We start from the raw sequence: 19,118 nt of genomic DNA on the forward strand, positions 1-19,118 counted from the left end.
GGGTCCGCTCAGGCGACCTCGACGCCGGGAACCGGTGCCAGTTCGACGCGCGGCACCACCTTGATGACCGCCGGCAATGGCGTCAGCTGCGCCGGGTCATGGCTGCGAATGAAGCGTTCGACGATCGGCGCGATGCTGTCGCGCCATTTGCGGCCGTTGAAAATGCCGTAATGCCCGGCGCCCTCGGCCATGTAATATTGCTTCTTCTCGTCGGGCAGGCGCACCGCCAGGTCGAGTGCGGCCTTGGTCTGGCCCAGCCCCGAAATGTCGTCGCGCTCGCCTTCGATGGCGAGCAGCGCGGTCCGGTCGATCGCCGCCGGATCGATGCGCACGCCGCGGTGGACGAATTCCCCCTTCGCAATCGCCTGGCGCTGGAACACCACATCGATGGTCTGCAGGTAGAATTCCGCCGTCATGTCGCTGACCGAGCGATATTCCTCGTAGAAGGCCTTGGTCGCATCGGCGCTGTCGTCGTCGCCAGCGACCAGATGCTTGAACAATTCCCAGTGCGATTTCATGTGGTTTGCAAGGTTCATCGACATGAAACCCGCCAATTGCAGGAACCCCGGGTAGACCTTGCGGCCGGCACCCGGATAGCCCGCGGGGACCGTGGCGATGACATTCTGTTCAAACCAGGCGAACGGCCGCTGCGTCGCCAGGTCGTCGACCGACGTCGGTGCCTTGCGGGTATCGACCGGGCCGCCCATCATCGTCAGCGTCAGCGGCGTCGCCGGGTCGTTCTGCCCCGACATATAGGCGAGCGCGGCATAGGCCGGAACCGCCGGCTGGCAGACCGCGAGCATATGCGACCCCGGCCCGACGACCCCGGCGAACTCGATGATGTAATCGATATAGTCGTTGAGGTCGAAATGCCCCTCGCTGACGGGAACCTGCTTGGCGTCGCGCCAGTCGGTCACATAGACTTCATGGTCGGGGAGCAGCCGTTCGACCGTGCCGCGCAGCAACGTCGCATAATGGCCGGACATCGGTGCGACGATCAGGACGCGCGGATCCTTGCGACCCGAAACGGCGCGGCTGAAATGCTTCAACTGGCCAAAGGGCTTGCGCAGCACGATCTCCTCGTTGACCGCGACGCTCACGCCGTCGACAATCGTCGCCGACAGGCCGAACGGCGGCTTGCCGCGCGGCGCGGCCGCATGGGCGAACACTTCGAGCGCCCGCGCCATCACCGGGCTTGTCCCCGCATAGGACATGGGATTGGCAGGATTGAGCAGCCAGTCCGATGTCGTCTTCGCCATGGCGCCCATGCCCGCCAGCCAGGCGCGCTGCATTTCATGTGCCGTGTAAAGCATTCAATATCCTTCTGCCGCAGCCGGGGCCGGGTGCGCCCGTGGGGCGCCGTTCGCACATGCAGCATAGCAATCGACGGCAGCAGCGCCAAATGATTATGGCATACACTGTCATTTTGATGCGTCACCGGGAATGATTGAGCGAGGCTCAAACCCCTGCTATCGGGTTCCATGGCCACAAAACCCGATCTGCCGCCGCTCGACCAGCGCAAGCTATCCAACCTGACGCTGCTCTGGGGTTTTGTGCGGGCCTATCCCGCGCAGCTCGGCGCGGCGCTGATTGCGCTGGCCATCGCCGCGCTCGCCACCCTCGCCATTCCCCGCGGTTTGAAGCAGGTCGTCGACAATGGTTTTGCGGCCGGTTCCGACCCGGCGGCGATTGCGCCCTATTTCTGGGGCCTGCTCGGCGTCGTCGCCGTGTTGGCGGTCGCCACGGCGTTTCGCTTCTATTTCGTCAGCTGGATCGGGGAGCGGGTCGTCGCCGACCTTCGCAAGGCTGTGCAGCGGCACCTGCTGACGCTCGATCCGGTGTTTTTCGAAGAGAACCGCCCTGCCGAAATCGCGTCACGCCTGACCAGCGATACAGCCGTCATCGAGCAGGTCGTCGCCACTTCGGCGTCACTCGCGCTGCGCAATGCCGCCATGGGCCTGGGCGGCATCCTGCTGATGTTCAGCGAGGCGCCGAAGCTGACCGGGCTGATGCTGCTGGTCATCCCGCTGACGATGCTGCCGATCATCTTCCTCGGCCGCCGGGTGCGCAACGTGTCGCGGTCGAGCCAGGATCGCATCGCCAGCCTGGGCACCATGGCCGCCGAGGTTCTGGGCGCCATCAAGATCGTTCAGGCTTTCACGCAGGAGAGCCGGGAAGCGGCACGGTTCGGAACCGCCGTGGAAACGGCCTTTGCCACCGCCAAGAAGCGCATCCTGCTGCGCGCCGGCATGACCGCACTGGTCATCGGCCTGATCTTCGGTGCGATCACGCTGGTCCTGTGGCAGGGCGCGCTCGACGTCATCTCGGGGCGGCTCAGCGGCGGCACCATCGCGGCCTTCATCTTCTATGCCGTCATCGTCGCCGGCGCCTTCGGCACCTTGACCGAAGTCTATGGGGATTTCATGCGCGCCGCCGGCGCCAGCGGCCGCATGCGCGAGCTGCTCGCCGCACGCGCCGGCATCCGCGCACCCGAGCGGCCGACGCCCCTGCCCTCGCCGGCGCGCGGAGCGCTCGCGCTCGACAAGGTGACGTTTCACTATCCGTCACGCCCGGAGGATGCGGCGTTGCTCGACTTCTCGCTCGACGTGGCGGCGGGCGAAACCGTGGCCATCGTCGGCCCCTCGGGCGCCGGAAAATCGACATTGTTTCAGCTCGTCCAGCGTTTCTATGATCCCGAGCACGGCCAGATCCGCCTCGACGGCGTGCCGCTGACCAGCGCCGATCCGGAGGAAATCCGTGCGCGCATTGCGGTGGTGCCGCAGGAAAGCGTAATTTTCGCGACCAGTGCGCTCGAGAATATCCGCTACGGCCGCCCCGATGCCAGCGAGGACGAAGTCTGGGCCGCTGCCCGCGCGGCGCATGCCGACGGCTTCCTGCGCGACCTCCCGGACGGGATCCACAGCTATATGGGCGAAGCCGGCACGCGCCTGTCGGGTGGGCAACGCCAACGCATGGCCATTGCGCGGGCCATCCTGCGCGACGCACCGATCCTGCTGCTCGACGAAGCCACCAGCGCGCTCGACAGCGAAAGCGAACGGCTCGTCCAGGCCGCCCTGGAAAGCCTGATGCACGGCCGCACCACATTGGTCATCGCCCACCGCCTCGCCACGGTGCGCAATGCCGACCGGATCATCGTCATGGATGGCGGCCGCATCGTCGCCGAGGGCACCCATGACCGATTGATCGCCGGCGGTGGCCTTTACGCCAAGCTGGCGCGTCTGCAGTTCGAAACCAGCCGGCCGGACGAGGCGCAGGTCGCCTAGCCGGGCGGTGGCGGAAGTCGGCGATCTGGTTGCTTGCCGCTGGTCCGGGTGGTATCCGCGTCGGCGAAAGGGAGATACAGGACATGTTTCCGCTCTGGGTTTACATTGCCGTCGCTGCCGCGATTGGACTGACAGCTTTTGTTGTCGGGCGATTATTCCCGGGCTTTGGAGTCGCTTTTGTCATCCTAACGTCGTCCTTGTGGTCAGCTTACTCCTTGCGTCGTCATAACCGCCTCAGCCGGCGCGGCTGAACCGGATTATTGCGCGGTGTAGCCGCCATCGACGACCAGTTCGGCGCCAGTCATGAAGCCCGATTCATCCGACGCCAGGAACACGATGGCATCGGCAATTTCGCGCGGCACGCCGAACCGTGCCATCGGATGCGCGGCCATCAGGCGATCGCGCATCTCGTTGCCGTTCTCGGCGGCGTGGAGCGCACCGGCAACCATCGGCGTGTCGATGAAGCCGGGATGCACCGAATTGACACGGATCCCCAGCGGCGCCCATTCGACGGCAGCGGCCTTGGTCAGCATCGTGACACCACCCTTCGACGCGCAATAGGCTGCGGCCCCCGCCATGCCGACCTTGCCGAGGATCGAGGACAGGTTGATGACCGACCCGCCACCCTTGGCGGCCATGACCGGCCCGCAATGGCGTAGCCCCAGAAACACGCCATCGAGATTGACGGACAAGATGCGCCGCCAGTCGCCCAGATCGTGGTCGAGCAAGGCGAGCGCGCTCCCCGCCACGCCGGCGTTGTTGACGAGCACGCCTATACTGCCGAAACGCGCCATCGTCGCTGTGACCACAGCGGCCCAATCGTCTTCCGATGTCACGTCGTGAAGCATGAAGTCGGCGCGCTCGCCGATCGCTGCTGCGACCTCGGCACCCTCGGGGTTGCGGTCGGTCAGCATCACGAAGGCGCCCTCGGCCGCCAGACGCCGCGCCGTTTCCGCGCCGAGCCCAGAGGCAGCCCCGGTCACCAGCGCAATCTTGTCCGCTACGCGTCCCGCCATCGGTGTCGCCCCCATGCTATTTGACGGCGAAGATAGAAGGGCGTGCGCGGTCGGCAACTGCCCCAAGCGTGAGTGTCGCTATATCCGGCGGCGTGATCTCACTTGGTGGCCGTCACCCTTGACGACCGTACGACGGAGGCGATCACCGCATGCAAAAGGGCGAGCCCTTCGGCCCGCCCTTTTTCCGTTCCGTCGATGACGGGATCAGTTCGCGTAGGCTTCGTTCCCGACAAAGCCCATCTTGGTGATACCGGCCTGCTGGGCCTCGGCCATCACCTTGTCGACGACTTCATATTTGGCGAGGCCTTCCGGACGCAGACGCAGCTCGGGCTGGGTCGGCAGGGCAGCGGCTTGCCGCATATACTGGCGCAGCGTCGGCAGATCGACCTCGGTCTTGTTCCAGTAGATGTTCGACAGGAAGTCGATGTCGACCTGGTTGAACACCGGATCGACATTGCTCGGGTTCGGGTTCGGCGGCGGCAGATCGAGCTTCACAGCGTGCGTCTGGACCGGGATGGTGATGATGAACATGATCAGCAAAACGAGCATGACGTCGATAAGCGGCGTCGTGTTCATGTCGGGGATCGGTTCCCCTTCAGCCGAACCACCCATTGAAATGGCCATGGGACCTTACTCCTTGAAATCTAGCGACGCGACGGTTGCCGGCATCGACTGCCGGCAACGCATCATCAACGCGACACCTGACCTGGGACAGGCTCGGAAATGAAGCCGATCTTCAGGAAGCCGGCGCGCTGCATCGTGAAGATCACCCCACCGACGCAACGATACTCCATGTCCTTGTCACCGCGGATATGGACTTCCGGAAGCTCGATCTTGCCGCCGGCCTTTTCCTGACGCGCGATCTCGTCCTTCAGGGCCTTGACGCCCCGATCGAGGAGTTCCTGCTTGGACTCGACTTTCGTCTGGCCCCAGAAGGTATCGCAATTGGTATCGACCGACAGCAGCACGTTTTCCGGCTTGGTCGTCGTCGGCAGGTTGGTCACCGTCGGCAGCGACAGCGGCACCGTCTGGATGACGACCGGAACGGTGATCAGAAAGATGATGAGGAGAACCAGCATGACGTCGACCAGCGGCGTCGTGTTGATCTCGGTCATCGGGCTTTCGCTGCCGTCCTCTCCGGGCGATCCGATATTCATCGACATGAGTGAGAAGCCCTTCCCTGGCCAGCCACCAAGCGCTTAGCGCTTGACGGCAGCGGCGGCAGCCGGTGTCGTGACGACGGGAGCGGTAACACGCGAGCCCGAGACCAGTGCACCATGAACGTCAGCGGAAAAGTTGTTGAGCTTTTCGACAACATCCTTGTTGCGACGGATCAGCCAGTTGTAACCGAGCACGGCGGGCACGGCGACGGCAAGACCCAGAGCGGTCATGATAAGTGCTTCACCGACCGGGCCGGCAACCTTGTCGATCGATGCCTGGCCGGCGAGACCGATGTTGATCAGGGCGCGATAGATGCCGACGACGGTCCCGAACAGACCGATGAACGGCGAGGTCGAACCGACCGATGCGAGGAACGACAGGCCGCCCTGCAGCTTCGACGAAACCGTCGTGCTCGAACGGTTGAGGGCCATCGTCACCCATTCATGCTGGTCGATCTTGTCGGTCAGGCGACCTTCATGGTGATCCGAAGCGCGCAGGCCGTCGTCGACGATCTGCTTGAACGGCGAATTCTTGTCGAGCTTCGCAGCGCCGGTCTTGAGATCGGGAGCCGTCCAGAACTTCTTTTCCAGTTCCTTGGCTTCGCTCAGGACTTTGCGCTGATCGATATACTTGGTGATGATGATGAACCATGACGCGAGCGACATGAACACCAGAATGCCAAAGACCGACTGGGCGATGATGCCGCCCTGTTCGAGCGCGGCCGCCAGGCCATATGGGTTTTCTACTGCGACGGTTTCCATTGTGTTTTCCCTCGATGTGTCTTTGGTTTGCGCCCCGGCCAGCGATCACGCTGGCCTTAATTCCGGGTTATCTCTTGGTAATCTGCCACCGGACGGTCTTGACGGCAGTGGATTCGACCGGGTTGCCGTTTTCCAGTGCCGGCTTGCTGCGCCAGCGGGTCTGGGCAAGACGGCAGGACTTTTCGTCAAGCTTCGGAAATCCGCTGGGCGCCACGACAGTGCAGCTCGTCACACGACCGTTGGTACCGACGGTCACCTGAACCCGCGTCACGCCTTCTTCCTCGGCGCGGAGCGATGATGCCGGATAATCGTCTTCCGAAACCGAGAGGCTGCGCGGATCGAACTGGGCAGCCTGGGTCGGACCCGTGGGTGCCGGCGGGGCCGGCGGTGCCGGCGGTGCCGGTGCCACGAACTTGGGCGGCTCAGGTTGGGCAACAACCGTCTGCGTCGTGATTGTCGGCGGCGCCTCCTGCGCCACCGAAACTTCCGGCGGCGGGACGTACGGCGGGATCTCGATGTCCTTCGGCGGCGGCGGTGGCGGCTCTTCCGGCGGCGGCGCCTCTTCCTTGACGTTGACCGTCTCGAGTGGCTGGACGATCGCCTTGACGGCTTTCAGTGCCAGGCCCGTTATGAAAGCATACCCCAGAAAGACGTGCAAAAGGGCAACCAGCCCAAATGCCACCATCCGGTTTTTGCTCATTCCTCCATCAGCGTATGCCATGGGCGCTGCAAAACTCCCTGAAAGCTAAAAAATTCAGAACAACGGTGTCCGGCGCTTCCCCCCTGACCCTGTGCTGTTCCCTCTCCACGCTCTGTGTAACCGCATCTTGGGGAGCGTCGCAACCGCTTTATCGCCACAATTGTGCACTGCGGCTCAGTCTGGCGCGAAAGGACGAAATCGGAGCGTTTCCGAGGGATAAAGTTGCAGGTGGAGGGTCAATATGACTAAGATCGGGCATGTTTGTCCCCCCGCTCCGCCACACCGCTGCCATGATTTCGCTCGGGCTTGTGCTCGCTGCATCGCCTGCCCGCGCCGACCCGGCGTTCGCCGACGTCGCGGAATTGACCATCGCCGCACCCGTCATCGTCCAGGCAACGATTACCAAAGCCGAGCGCATTGCCGATCGTGACAGCCCCGGCCTTGCCCCGGGATCGGCGCGCATCCTGGTCACCGCCGCGCTCGACGCCGCACTTACCGCGCCCGGTCCCGTTCCGCCGCAGCTCAGCTGGCTATGGGATAGCCCGCTCGATGCCCGCGGCAAGCCGCCGAAGCCCAAGGGACAAAAGGTCATGGCCTGGCTGGCGCCGCCTGATGCGGCAGGCAAGACGCGGCTGGCGGGACCGGACGCGCAACAGCCTTGGACACCGGCGCTCGATGCGCAGGTCCGCGCCATCGCCACCGATGCCCGGTCGGGCCAGGTCCCGGTCATCACCGGGGTCTCCAACGGCTTTCGCGCCGATGGCACTGTCCCGGGCGAAAGCGAAAGCCAGTTCTTCCTGTCGGCCGCCGACGGCCGCGGCGCCACGCTGGTCGTCACCGCAAGGCCGGGGGCACAACGGCGCATCACGCTGGCGCGCGGTGATGTCATCGATGAATCAGCAGCGACCGTCCGCCCGGGGACGTTGCTGTGGTATCGGCTGGCGTGCACACTGCCGTCCACCCTGCCCCCCGCGGCTGGCGGCGCCGACCCGGCACTGGCGGCGGACTGGCAGGCAGCGATCGCCAGCCTCGGGCCCTGCGGCCGGTCGCGGCCGGCGCGCTAGAAGCTGCTGAGTTCAACCCCGACAGCTGAACAATCGGGGTAGATATCCGGCTTGCGGGTCGAAACCCGCAAGCCGACGACGCCCTGCCGCGCCGCTATCAGATTGTAGATGGCGTGCGCCACGGTTTCCTGCAGGTTGAACCGTCGTGCCGAAACGAGCGCCAGCACGGCAGTCCGCAGGACGTCATAATCCCATGCCGAAGCGACCGTGTCGCAGTCCGGAAAATGCGCTGCCGACAACCAGATTTCAAGGTTGACCCGCAACCGCTGCGGGGTGCCGATTTCGAAATCATGGAAGCCGATGTCCACCGGGATATCGAAATCCTCCAGCATGATCTTGCGCGACCGCGGTGCCAGGCCCGGCGGGACCAGACCCGTCAGTTCGCCCGCGTCCGTTGCCAGAATCTGTTCCTCGATCATTTGTCCACCATGAAAGCAACGTCGCGGGGCAGCCCCAATAGCCGCTGGCCGCCGTCGAGCGTGATCGTCTGGGCGTTGAAGGTCGGCGTGGCAATGATGAAGCGCAATGCCGCGACAATCTCCTCCACCGCAACCCCACGCCGCAACGGGTTCATCCCGTGGACGGCGTCGAAATTGTCGCGGCTTTGCGGTCCGCTCACCAGCGTCACGGCGGGCGCGATGGCTGCGCAACGCAACCGCGGCGCATAGGCCCGCGCCGTGAGTTCGGTCAGGCCGTCCAGTCCGATTTTCGACAAGGTATAGGTGAAATAATCGGGATTGAGCGCTTCGAGCTTTGCATCGAGCATGTTGACGACCAGCGCCGGCGCGTCATCGGTCGGCACCGCGGCGGCGAAGGCCCGGGTCAACAGCGCCGGCGCCCGCAGGTTGATCGCCATGTGCGTGTCGAATGCGGCGACACTGAAATCGTCGATGTCGTCGAGAACGAAGCGTGACGCCGAATTGACCAGCAGCCCCAGCGGCGGCAGCGTCGCCGCCGCCGCGATGATCGCCGCCGCCGCCATTGAATCGGCCAGGTCGGCCGCCACCACCGCAGCGTTGCCGACCTCGGCCGCCAGCGCATCGGCGTCCGCGCGCGAGGTGTTGCAATGGATGAGGACATGCCAGCCGTCCGCGGCCAGCGCCCGCACGAAAGCGGCGCCGATACGCCGGGCACCCCCGGTAACGATGGCAGTCTGGTTGCGCGACACGGTCATTACGGCCGGCGGGTTAGCCCCCGGGGCGCGTCCCGGCAAGCCGGCGCGGCAAAATGGTCAACGCAGGATCGCCTGTGCCAGCCGGTCCTTGCCGTCGGACGGCAGCGGCGTGATGCCGAGCAAGCGCGTCAAGACTGGATAGACATCGACATTGTCGAACGGCGCCACCACGGTTCCCGGCCGGAACGCCGGCCCGGCCGCGACGAAGCTGGCCGCCATCTCGGGCGCCGCGGGATCATAGCCGTGCATGCCGCCCAGCGCCTTGTCCTCCGACGGCCCGCGGTCGAGGATCATCCACCCCGGCTGCGCCAAACAGACGAACGACGGCACACGCGGATTATGGCCATAGTGCAGTCGCGCCGGGATCGCGCCGCGCGGCCAGCATGTCATGTGGGGGTGAGGACGTTTCAGCGCGCTCGCCAGCACCGCCCCCTGGCCCGGCATCGGCTCGAGCCCCGCGACCGCGCCGGTGGAGACCGTCCGGAAACTCCCGGCCGGTACCGTCAGGTCGAGCCGCACCACCCGTTCCGGCGCGACACTGGCCATGCCATGGTCCGACACCAGCACGATATTGGCGGCCACCGACCTGGCTTTCAGTCCGGCAACGAGCGCGCCGATCTGGGCATCGACTTCGGCCAGGGCCTTCACCGTCTCGGGTGCGTCGGGGCCGAACTCATGGCCGTCGTGATCGACGGTGTCGAGATACAGCGTCATGAAGGCTGGCCGCGCCGGCTGGTCGACCCATGCCAGGATCTGGGCGACGCGATCGCTGTTGGGCAGCTTGCCGTCGAACGGCAGCCATTGCGTCGGCCGGACGCCGTGGATGGCGGCTTCCGACCCCGGCCAGAACATCGTTGCGGTCTTCAACCCCGCCTTTTCCGCCGTCACCCAGATCGGCTCGGCCTCGTTCCACCAGCGCGGGTCCTCGACTGCGGCGCGGTTCGACAGGGAAAACCGCACCCCGGGGATGCGCGGGTCCTCCATCGTGTTGTTGACGATGCCATGGTTGTCGGGCCGCATCCCCGTGACAAGCGTATAATGGTTGGGAAAGGTCAGCGACGGAAAGCTCGGCCGCATCGCAGTGGCCCGAACGCCCGATGCCGCCAGGGCGCTGATGTTCGGCGTGACGCCGCGGGTGAGATAGTCGGCACGCAGGCCGTCGACCGAAATCAGGATCACCGGTGGCCGCTGCGTCGGCGCTGCAACGTCCGCCAGCCGTGGCGCCCGGGCGGCGCACCCTGCCAACAGCAGCAGCGCGATCATCGTCGTGGTGCGGATCATCGTCATGGCCTTGTTATCTGATGTGCGGCCGACGCTGCCCGCGCCCGCCGTCTTTTGCACGCCGGGATGACAGGATCGTGGCAGCGCGTCACCGCTTGATCTGGCATTTCCGCCGCCAGTCGCTACATCTCCGCGCGATGACAACCGACCGTTTTTCGGAAGAAACCGCCACCTTCACGGTGCAGGGCAAGGATGCGCCCGATCTCGACCGCGGCGTTGCCGCGATCCGCAACGTCCTGCGCACCCTTCCCGCCCGCCCCGGCGTATACCGGATGACCGATGCCGGCGGCGATGTCCTGTATATCGGCAAGGCGCGATCGCTGAGAAGCCGCGTGACCAATTATACCCAGGTCAATCGCCTGTCGCGCCGGCTGCAACGCATGGTCTCGCAAACCCGCGACATGACCATCGTCACCACCAATTCGGAATCGGAAGCGCTGCTGCTCGAAGCGCAACTGATCAAGCGTTACCGCCCGCCCTATAACGTGCTGCTGCGCGACGACAAGAGCTTCCCCTTCATCTTCCTGCGCGAAGACCATGATTTTCCACGCATTTCGAAACATCGCGGGGCGCGTATCGGCAAGGGCAGTTATTATGGCCCCTTCGCCAGCGCCGGCGCTGTCAACACCACGCTCAACGCCCTGCAAAAGGTATTCCTGCTGCGATCGTGCACCGACAGTTTTTTCGCCAATCGCACCCGCCCCTGCCTGCTCCACCAGATCAAGCGCTGTTCGGCGCCGTGCGTCGGCCGGATCACCGATGCCGCCTATGGCGAGCTCGTCGCCGATGCCAAGTCCTTCCTGTCGGGGCGCACCCAGGAGGCGCAGAAAAAGCTCGGCACTGCCATGCAGGCTGCGGCCGAGGCGCGCGATTTCGAGCTTGCGGCCGTCTTGCGCGACCGGTTGCGGGCGCTGACCTTCATCCAGGGCAGCCAGGCGATCAACGCCGAAGGCTCGGCCAGCGACGCCGACATCATCGCCATGGCGTGCCAGGCCGGCGTCATGTGCATCCAGATCTTCTTCATTCGCGGCGGCCAGAACTGGGGCCACCGGGCGTTTTTCCCCGGCCATACCGACGGCGTATCGGAAGACGAGGTGCTGACCAGCTTCCTTGCCCAGCTCTACGAGGAGTTGCCGCCGCCGCGCGAAATCCTGCTCGACCGCACGCTCGACGAAGCCACGCTGCTCGCCGAGGCGCTCTCGGACAAGGCCGGCCACCGGGTCGGCGTCAAGGCACCGCAGCGCGGGCCGAACCGCAAGCTCGTCGACCAGGCCGCCCGCAACGCCGTCGAAGCGCTCGATCGGCGGCAGGCGGAATCAACGACGCAGGGCCGGCTGCTGACCGCGCTCGCCGACCTGTTCGACCTTGCCGAGCCACCCCGGCGCATCGAAGTCTATGACAACAGCCATATCATGGGCAGCAACGCGCTCGGCGCGATGATCGTGGCCGGGCCGGAGGGCTTCATCAAGAACCAGTACCGCAAGTTCAACATGAACGACGCCCGCATCACGCCAGGCGACGACCTCGCGATGATGAAGGCGATGTTGTCGCGGCGCTTCGCCCGGTTGGAAAAGGAAGACCCTGATCGCAGCGCTGGCGACTGGCCCGACCTGGTGCTCATCGACGGCGGACGCGGCCAGCTGGCGGCGGTCAATGCGGCGCTGGCCGAACTCGGCGTCGCCGATGTCGTCATCATCGGCGTGTCGAAGGGCTTCGATCGTGACGCCGGGCGCGAGACCTTCCACATGCCCGATGGCAGGGAGCTTCATCTGGCGCCCAATGACCCGGTGCTGTTCTTCCTGCAGCGGCTGCGCGACGAGGCGCATCGCTTCGCCATCGGCGCCCACCGCGCCAAGCGCAGTCGGGCCATCGCCGCCAATCCGCTCGACGATGTTCCCGGCATCGGTCCCGCCCGCAAGAAGGCGCTGCTGATGCATTTCGGCACCAGCCGGGCGGTGCGCGGTGCCACGCTCGCCGACCTGGAAAATGCACCGGGGATCAGCAAGGCGATGGCGCGCGCCATCCACGGCCATTTTCAGTCCGGCGGCTGACCGGTTCAGCCGCCGACCGCGCCGACCACCCAGCCTTCGCAGAATTCGACCAGGCGGCGGCTGGGCAGAGGCACCGCGATTTCATAGCCCTGGACGCCGTCACAGCCGGCGGCGATGGCGGCCGCCAGCTGGAACGGTTCCTCTACGCCTTCGGCGATCACCGACAATCCCAGCCGCCGCGCCAGCGCCACGACGGTTTCGACCACGATGCGCTCGCGCTCGGTGCCGCCCAGCGCCTTGGTAAAGCTGCGGTCGAGCTTGATGCCGTCGATCGGCAGCCGCGCCATCCATGCCAGCGACGAGAAACCGGTGCCGAAGTCATCGAGAACGATGTGGATTCCGGACTTGCGAATACCTTCGAGGACTTCGGCAGCATCGGCGATATTCTCGATGAAGGCGCCTTCGGTGACCTCCAGCGTCAGGCGATGCGGCGGCAACGCCGATGTCGCCAGCCCGGCGCGCAGCGCGTCGGCAAAGCCGGGGTCCGCCAGGTCGGCCGCGGTGATGTTCACCGCCAGCCGCAGCGCCGACAATGCCGGCGTCCAAGACATCACCTCGCGCATCGCCCGGGCGCGGATATGGCGACCCAGCTTGATCGCCAGTTCGGCGGTGGCCGCCGTTTCCAGCAGCGTTTCGGCGTCGAGAACGCCGAAGGCGCGGTGGTTCCAGCGCACCAGCGCTTCGACCCCCGCAATCCGCCCCGTTTCCAAGTTGAGGATCGGCTGGAACAGCAGTGCAATATCGTCACTCTCGATTGCCTGGTGCAAATCCGTGACCAGGTCGGCCATGCGCAACAGCGTGTCGCCTTGGGTCTCCGGCTGGAACATGATGATTGCCCCGGGCTCGGCGGCGCGCGCAGCCGCCAGCGCAGCGCTGCTTTGCCGAATCAGCACATCGACCGTTTCGGGCTTCTGCGGGTCGCGCCAGGCGATACCGATGCGCGCCGTCAGGTGGATCTCGCGCTCGCCGGTGCGGAACGGCGTCGCAAACGCAGAGACCAATTGCCGCGCCAGCAGGTCCATCTCGCGCACGCCGACCTCACCGGACACTGCCACGGCAAATTCCGCGGCTGCCAGCCGGGCCAACAGCCGCCTTTGCCCGGGCGTGGCGAAGCGATCGCCGACGATGCCGGCAAGCCGGGTGGCAACGGACCGCAGTGCCTCGTCGGCCACGCTTCGCCCATAGGCGGCATTGATCGCAGCAATGCGCCCGACGCCGAGTGTCAGGACCACCAGCCCCGGTGTCGAGGCCTGTTGCGCGATCATCCATTCCTGCAATTGCGCGGCGCTTGCCAGTCCGGTCAGCGCGTCGCGCAGCGCATCGGCTTCCTCCCCGCGCTGTTCGACGCTGCTCGCGGTCAGGCGCAGCGCGTTGCCGAAGGCGGTGTTGTTGAACGGGCTGACCAGCACATTGGTGGCACCGGCCGCTTCCGCCAGACTGGCGCCGCCGACATCGCTGCGCGACAACAGCACCAGCAGGCCGCCCTGGTGCCGCCCGATTTCCGGCCCCAGCAGCCGTGCGATCGCCAGGCCCTGCTCAACGGCACCGCGGGCATCGACGACCGCGACGCGCACTGCGCCGGTCTCGCACTGGGCCAGTGCCTGCGCCGGCTGTCGCTCGACGCGCGGCAGCATGCCGGCCGCCTCGACGCTCATGGCGACATCATTGGCGTAGCGCGGCGAAACCACCAGTACGACCTCGGTCTCGCGCGACACCATCATGCTCCCCAGGACTTCGTTTCGGGGTCATACCCCTTCATGCCGCCGTATCAAATCGCCTAGCCAGCAATTTCCTGTCCGGCAAACCGAATTCCATCCTATCCCGACGTGGGGGTGGACTTCGGCCCCTGCCATCGCCACCTTGCCGGCGATATGGACCAGCTTGCCGACCTTGAGCAACCGCCGCGTGTATCGCGCCGTATCGCCCCGCCGTTGGTCGATCCGTTCGGCCGCGCCATCACCTATCTGCGCGTGTCGGTGACCGATCGCTGCGATTTTCGCTGCGTCTATTGCATGTCGGAAGCGATGACCTTCCTGCCCAAGACCGAGGTTCTCAGCCTTGAAGAGATCGACCGCATCGCATCCGCATTCGTGCGGCGCGGCACGCGCAAGCTGCGCCTCACCGGCGGCGAGCCGCTGGTCCGGCGCGGGATCCTCGAACTGGTGCGGTCGCTCGGGCGACATCTCGACACCGGTCGGCTCGACGAGCTGACCCTGACCACGAACGGATCGCAGCTGGCACGATTCGCTGCCGATCTTCATGCTGCCGGGGTGCGACGCGTCAATGTCAGCCTCGATACGCTCGATCCGGACAAATTCGCCGCCATCACGCGCTGGGGCCGCCTGCCCCAGGTGATCGATGGCATCGCTGCCGCCAGCGCTGCCGGTCTCCATGTCAAGCTCAACATGGTGGCGCTCGCCGGCGTCAACGACGGCGAAATCGATGCGATGCTGGCCTTTGCCGCGCGCGGCGGCCACGATCTGACGCTGATCGAAACCATGCCGCTCGGCGAAATCGACGGCGATCGTGTCGACCAGTATCTGCCGCTGTCGCGCGTCCGCGCCGATCTCGAACGGCGCTGGACCCTGCACGACCTGCCCGATGCGACCGGCGGCCCGGCGCGCTACGTCCGCATCGGCGAAACCGGCCAGCGGCTGGGCTTCATCACGCCGCTGACCCACAATTTCTGTGAAAGCTGCAACCGGGTGCGGCTGACGGCCACCGGCCAATTGTACATGTGCCTCGGCCAGGACGACGTCGCCGACCTGCGCGCCGTGATCCGCACGCCCGGGAACGGCGACGACGACGACGCGCTCGACCTGGCCCTGAACGAAGCGATTACCCGCAAGCCCAAGGGCCATGATTTCGTCATCGATCGGCGCTCCGCCACGCCCGCGGTGCGGCGCCACATGAGTGTCACCGGTGGCTGATCCGCGACTGGCGCTGCTGGTGTCCGAATCCGACATTGCCGAAGCCGCCGGCCAGTCGCTGCGCGAACGCTATGCGTTCGTGCCGGTCGCCGACGCCGATGTCGTGATCGCGCTCGGCGGGGACGGTTTCCTGCTGCACACGCTCCACGAGGCGCTGCTTGCCAGCAACCCGAAGCCGGTGTTCGGCATGAACCGCGGCACCGTCGGCTTCATGATGAACGAGTTCGACGACCAGGACCTTGTCGCGCGCATCGCCTCGGCGCGCACCTTCGACCTGCACCCCCTGCTGATGACGGCGGAAACCGTCGGCGGCGAAATCGTGACCTCACCGGCGATCAACGAAGTGTCGCTGCTGCGCGAAACCCGCCAGGCGGCCAAGATCGAGATCGCCATCGACGGCAAGGTGCGGATGGAGGAGCTGATCTGCGATGGCGTCCTCGTCGCCACGCCGGCCGGCTCGACGGCCTATAATCTGTCGGCCAACGGCCCCATCTTGCCGCTGCAGGCCGATCTCCTGGCGCTGACTCCGCTCAGCCCGTTTCGCCCCCGGCGCTGGCGCGGCGCCCTGCTGCCCCAGGCCAGCGTCATCGAGTTCCGAATCCGCGAGGCGCGCAAGCGCCCGGTGTCCGCCGTTGCCGACCAGCGCGAGGTCCGCGATGTCGACGTCGTCCGCGTCGTCACCGACAAATCGATCCGCCTGCAACTGATGTTCGACCCCGGCTACGCCCTTGATGACCGCATCGTCGCCGAACAGTTTTCGGTCTGATTGCATCCGCACGCGAAAGTCGCTTGCCGCCGTCCGATAGCCTCGCTATAGCCGCGCCCTTGCTGTTCCTCGGTAGCTCAGCGGTAGAGCATTCGACTGTTAATCGAATGGTCGCAGGTTCGAATCCTGCCCGGGGAGCCAATTTTCTGGCAGGCATCCATCTGGCCGCGGCGTCGCCGTCAGACCACGGCGCCGAACAGGTGGCCGATACCCGCGGTGATCGCCATCGCCAGCGCCCCCCAGAAGGTCACGCGCAGCATCGGTCGGCCGATACCGGCACCGCCGGCGCGCGCGCCCACCGCCCCCAGCAGCGCCAGGAACAACAGCGAGGCGATCGCGACTCCGGTCACGATCCCGGCCTGCGGAAGCAGCGCGGCGACCGCCAGCGGCAACGCCGCGCCGACGGTGAACGACAGCGCCGATGCAATCGCCGCCTGGATCGGCCGGGCCGTGGTGAACTCCGAAATGCCCAGCTCGTCGCGGGCGTGCGCGCCGATGGCGTCGTGCGCCATCAACTGCCGCGCCACGGTGGCCGCCGTCGCCGCATCGAGCCCGCGCGCGCGATAGATGCCGGCCAGCTCGGCATGTTCGCCCGCGTCGTCGCTGGCAAGCTCGATCCGTTCGCGTGCCAGGTCGGCGGCCTCGGTGTCGGACTGGCTGCTGACCGACACATATTCGCCCGCCGCCATCGACATGGCGCCCGCCACCAGCCCGGCGACGCCTGCCACCAGGATCGCACTGCGGTCGCCACTGGCGGCGGCCACGCCGATGATCAGGCTGGCCGTCGAGACGATGCCGTCATTGGCGCCCAGGACCGCCGCCCGCAGCCAGCCGACGCGCATCATCAGATGGGTTTCCGAATGACGCGACATGGTCCGGCCTTCCTGCCCCGTTGCGGTCAAGCCGTGACCAGCGCCGCCACCAGCATGACAAGCCCGGCAAAGCTCGCCAGCCAGACGATCGACCGCACCATGCGGACACCGAAGGCGTACAGCGGCACATAGGCCACCCGCCCCCAGAAATACAGCTGCGCCCCAAGCACCGTCGCGGCGGTCGAAATGCCCAGCACATGCAGCCCGAGCACCGCCGCGACGAACAGCGGCAGAGTTTCATAAAGATTGGCCTGGGCCCGGTTCAACCGTTCGGCGATCGGCGACAGCGGCGGCATCGCCTCGTCGCGCGGCCCGGTGTTCCACTTGATGCCATATTGCCCGGTGCGCGCCGCATCGAACGCGAAAATCTGCACGATCGCCAGCACCAGCGACAGTGCCATCATCCTCAATTCCACGGTCATGGTCGTTTCCCCCTGCCCGCGGATCCGGTGCATGCCGGCGCCGGGCATCCCACCATGGCGCCGCGCCGTCCGGCTGACAACAATTGCCGTGAAAACGATCGGCAGGGCATAATAAACTTGCGCGTGCCCGCCGCACTGCACAGTATCGGGGGGCAGCAACGGGAGCAGGAATGGCAGCGGTCACCGCCTTTGACGAGATGTACGGCGTCGGCGACGTCTATGGACGGCCCCAAGGCAGCGAAGGCGACGTCAGCGCCGCCTATCGGTCGATCCAGCTCTGGCTGGACCAGAGCCCGCCCGATCTGATGGCGGCGCGCCGACGCCAGGCCGAGCTGTTCTTTCGCCGCATCGGCATCACCTTTGCCGTCTATGGCGACCCGGACGCTGCCGAGCGGCTGATCCCGTTCGATATCGTGCCGCGCATCCTGGCGCGGTCCGAATGGGACGGCATGGAAAAGGGCCTGAAACAGCGGGTCACCGCGCTCAACGCCTTTCTGGCCGATGTCTATGGCCCGCGCGACATCCTGCGCGCCGGCATCGTCCCCGAGGATCTGGTGCTGCAGAACCCCGGCTATTGCCTGCAGATGGCGGGGCGCAAGCCGCCGGGCGGCGTCTGGACGCACATCGCCGGCATCGACCTCGTCCGCACCGGCCCCGATGAATTCTATGTGCTGGAAGACAACGCCCGCACCCCGTCGGGGGTCTCGTACATGCTCGAAAACCGCGAGGTGATGCTCAAGCTGGTGCCCGAGCTGTTCGACAAGGTGAAGGTCGCGCCGGTTGAAACCTATCCCGAAATGCTACTCGAAACGCTGGCGTCGGTCAGTCCGCGGGCCGGGCGCGGCGGCGGCGCGCCAGTATGTGTCCTGCTCACCCCCGGCCGCCACAACAGCGCCTTTTACGAACATAGCTTCCTTGCCGACAAGCTCGGCATCGAACTGGTCGAAGGCTCGGACCTGTTCGTGCGCGACGATATCGTCTTCATGCGCACCACCGAAGGGCCGGAACGCGTCGATGTCATCTACCGCCGCCTCGACGATGATTTCATCGATCCGCTGGCCTTCAACCCGACGTCGATGCTCGGCGTTCCGGGGCTGATGGCGGCCTATTCGCAAGGCAATGTGACGCTCGCCAACGCCGTCGGGACCGGGATCGCCGACGACAAGGCGATCTATTCCTACATGCCGGAGATCGTCCGCTTCTACACCGGCGAGGAACCGATCCTGAAGAACGTCCCGACCTGGCGCTGCCGCGAGCCGGAGGCGCTGGGCTATGTCCTCGATCACCTCGCCGAGCTCGTCGTCAAGGAAGTCGACGGTTCGGGCGGCTATGGTATGCTGATCGGCCCTCATGCGCCGCAGGCGACGCTGGCGGCGTTCGCGGCCAAGTTGAAGGCGCATCCGGAAAAGTTCATTGCCCAGCCGACGCTGGCGCTGTCGACCTGCCCGACCGCCACCGACGCCGGCATCGCAGCCCGCCATGTCGACCTGCGGCCGTTCGTGCTGACCGGCCGCAACGGCAGCCACATCGTTCCCGGCGGCCTGACCCGGGTCGCCATGACTCCGGGGTCGCTGGTCGTCAATTCAAGCCAGGGCGGCGGCACCAAGGACACCTGGGTGATCGATGACGCATAATC

General features: G+C 66.0%; 18 protein-coding genes and 1 tRNA gene. 7 read left to right on the forward strand and 12 right to left on the reverse strand.

Features of this window, described 5'->3' with window-relative positions:
• Positions 1-8 precede the first annotated feature (8 nt).
• A complete protein-coding gene (locus GGQ62_RS02515) occupies positions 9-1,313 on the reverse strand; it encodes a polyhydroxyalkanoate depolymerase (protein ID WP_152576638.1) in 1,305 nt (434 codons plus the stop codon).
• 168 nt (positions 1,314-1,481) lie between these two features.
• On the opposite strand from GGQ62_RS02515, the gene GGQ62_RS02520 reads away from it, so the two are divergent.
• Positions 1,482-3,284: an ABC transporter transmembrane domain-containing protein gene (locus tag GGQ62_RS02520; RefSeq protein WP_152576637.1), complete on the forward strand. Its 1,803-nt coding sequence runs from the start codon at positions 1,482-1,484 to the stop codon at positions 3,282-3,284.
• A gap of 257 nt (positions 3,285-3,541) precedes the next feature.
• Here GGQ62_RS02520 and GGQ62_RS02525 read toward each other — a convergent pair whose 3' ends face one another.
• The 5 genes from GGQ62_RS02525 to GGQ62_RS02545 all read right to left on the reverse strand — a co-directional run bounded on the left by GGQ62_RS02525 (position 3,542) and on the right by GGQ62_RS02545 (position 6,943).
• On the reverse strand, positions 3,542-4,300 hold the full coding sequence (locus tag GGQ62_RS02525; protein WP_152576636.1) for an SDR family NAD(P)-dependent oxidoreductase: 759 nt from the start codon (positions 4,298-4,300) through the stop codon (positions 3,542-3,544).
• Positions 4,301-4,504: 204 nt separating this feature from the next.
• Positions 4,505-4,924 (reverse strand): ExbD/TolR family protein, encoded by a 420-nt coding sequence (locus GGQ62_RS02530; protein WP_152576635.1) that lies wholly within the window; start codon positions 4,922-4,924, stop codon positions 4,505-4,507.
• Between the two features lie 65 nt (positions 4,925-4,989).
• Positions 4,990-5,463, reverse strand: a complete 474-nt coding sequence (locus tag GGQ62_RS02535; RefSeq protein WP_152576634.1) for an ExbD/TolR family protein — start codon at positions 5,461-5,463, stop codon at positions 4,990-4,992.
• 36 nt (positions 5,464-5,499) lie between these two features.
• Entirely contained in the window at positions 5,500-6,222 is a 723-nt protein-coding gene (locus GGQ62_RS02540; protein ID WP_152576633.1) for a MotA/TolQ/ExbB proton channel family protein, read from the reverse strand.
• Between the two features lie 67 nt (positions 6,223-6,289).
• Positions 6,290-6,943 (reverse strand): energy transducer TonB, encoded by a 654-nt coding sequence (locus GGQ62_RS02545; protein ID WP_152576632.1) that lies wholly within the window; start codon positions 6,941-6,943, stop codon positions 6,290-6,292.
• Positions 6,944-7,179: 236 nt separating this feature from the next.
• Between GGQ62_RS02545 and GGQ62_RS02550 the strand changes: the two genes are divergently transcribed.
• Positions 7,180-7,986, forward strand: a complete 807-nt coding sequence (locus GGQ62_RS02550) for a hypothetical protein (protein WP_152576631.1) — start codon at positions 7,180-7,182, stop codon at positions 7,984-7,986.
• Here the strand turns inward: GGQ62_RS02550 and GGQ62_RS02555 are convergent.
• The 3 genes from GGQ62_RS02555 to GGQ62_RS02565 are packed head-to-tail and all read right to left on the reverse strand — an operon-like array spanning position 7,983 to position 10,447.
• Positions 7,983-8,405, reverse strand: coding sequence for a dihydroneopterin aldolase (locus GGQ62_RS02555; RefSeq protein WP_152576630.1), 423 nt, complete (start codon positions 8,403-8,405; stop codon positions 7,983-7,985). The genes GGQ62_RS02550 and GGQ62_RS02555 overlap by 4 nt on opposite strands.
• Positions 8,402-9,160 carry an SDR family NAD(P)-dependent oxidoreductase gene (locus tag GGQ62_RS02560; RefSeq protein ID WP_152576629.1) on the reverse strand — a complete coding sequence of 253 codons (759 nt, stop codon included), beginning with the start codon at positions 9,158-9,160 and terminating at the stop codon, positions 8,402-8,404. The genes GGQ62_RS02555 and GGQ62_RS02560 overlap by 4 nt, the downstream gene beginning before the upstream one ends.
• Before the next feature lie 57 nt (positions 9,161-9,217).
• Positions 9,218-10,447, reverse strand: coding sequence for an alkaline phosphatase family protein (locus GGQ62_RS02565; RefSeq protein ID WP_152576628.1), 1,230 nt, complete (start codon positions 10,445-10,447; stop codon positions 9,218-9,220).
• A 131-nt stretch (positions 10,448-10,578) separates the two neighbouring features.
• Between GGQ62_RS02565 and uvrC the strand changes: the two genes are divergently transcribed.
• Positions 10,579-12,492: an excinuclease ABC subunit UvrC gene (gene uvrC, locus GGQ62_RS02570; protein WP_152576627.1), complete on the forward strand. Its 1,914-nt coding sequence runs from the start codon at positions 10,579-10,581 to the stop codon at positions 12,490-12,492.
• 5 nt (positions 12,493-12,497) lie between these two features.
• On the opposite strand, the gene GGQ62_RS02575 is transcribed toward uvrC, so the two are convergent.
• Positions 12,498-14,213 carry a putative bifunctional diguanylate cyclase/phosphodiesterase gene (locus tag GGQ62_RS02575; RefSeq protein WP_152576626.1) on the reverse strand — a complete coding sequence of 572 codons (1,716 nt, stop codon included), beginning with the start codon at positions 14,211-14,213 and terminating at the stop codon, positions 12,498-12,500.
• A gap of 150 nt (positions 14,214-14,363) precedes the next feature.
• Here GGQ62_RS02575 and moaA point away from each other — a divergent pair, with 150 nt between their 5' ends.
• The 3 genes from moaA to GGQ62_RS02590 all read left to right on the forward strand — a co-directional run bounded on the left by moaA (position 14,364) and on the right by GGQ62_RS02590 (position 16,329).
• Positions 14,364-15,422: a GTP 3',8-cyclase MoaA gene (gene moaA, locus GGQ62_RS02580; protein WP_152576625.1), complete on the forward strand. Its 1,059-nt coding sequence runs from the start codon at positions 14,364-14,366 to the stop codon at positions 15,420-15,422.
• The gene (locus GGQ62_RS02585) at positions 15,415-16,188 is read left to right on the forward strand and encodes an NAD kinase (protein ID WP_152576624.1); all 774 of its coding nucleotides are present in this window, start codon (positions 15,415-15,417) and stop codon (positions 16,186-16,188) included. Before moaA ends, GGQ62_RS02585 begins: the two co-directional genes overlap by 8 nt.
• Before the next feature lie 66 nt (positions 16,189-16,254).
• Positions 16,255-16,329, forward strand: a tRNA-Asn gene (locus GGQ62_RS02590).
• Positions 16,330-16,367: 38 nt separating this feature from the next.
• On the opposite strand, the gene GGQ62_RS02595 is transcribed toward GGQ62_RS02590, so the two are convergent.
• Together GGQ62_RS02595 and GGQ62_RS02600 are read right to left on the reverse strand one after the other, a co-directional pair.
• Entirely contained in the window at positions 16,368-17,060 is a 693-nt protein-coding gene (locus tag GGQ62_RS02595; protein WP_152576623.1) for a VIT1/CCC1 transporter family protein, read from the reverse strand.
• Between the two features lie 26 nt (positions 17,061-17,086).
• Positions 17,087-17,482, reverse strand: a complete 396-nt coding sequence (locus GGQ62_RS02600; protein ID WP_152576622.1) for an MAPEG family protein — start codon at positions 17,480-17,482, stop codon at positions 17,087-17,089.
• Positions 17,483-17,652: 170 nt separating this feature from the next.
• Between GGQ62_RS02600 and GGQ62_RS02605 the strand changes: the two genes are divergently transcribed.
• Positions 17,653-19,116, forward strand: coding sequence for a circularly permuted type 2 ATP-grasp protein (locus GGQ62_RS02605; RefSeq protein ID WP_194163344.1), 1,464 nt, complete (start codon positions 17,653-17,655; stop codon positions 19,114-19,116).
• Positions 19,117-19,118: the final 2 nt, after the last annotated feature.

Origin of the sequence: Polymorphobacter fuscus, from assembly GCF_011927825.1 — a bacterium.
Taxonomy (GTDB): Bacteria; Pseudomonadota; Alphaproteobacteria; order Sphingomonadales; family Sphingomonadaceae; genus Sandarakinorhabdus; species Sandarakinorhabdus fusca.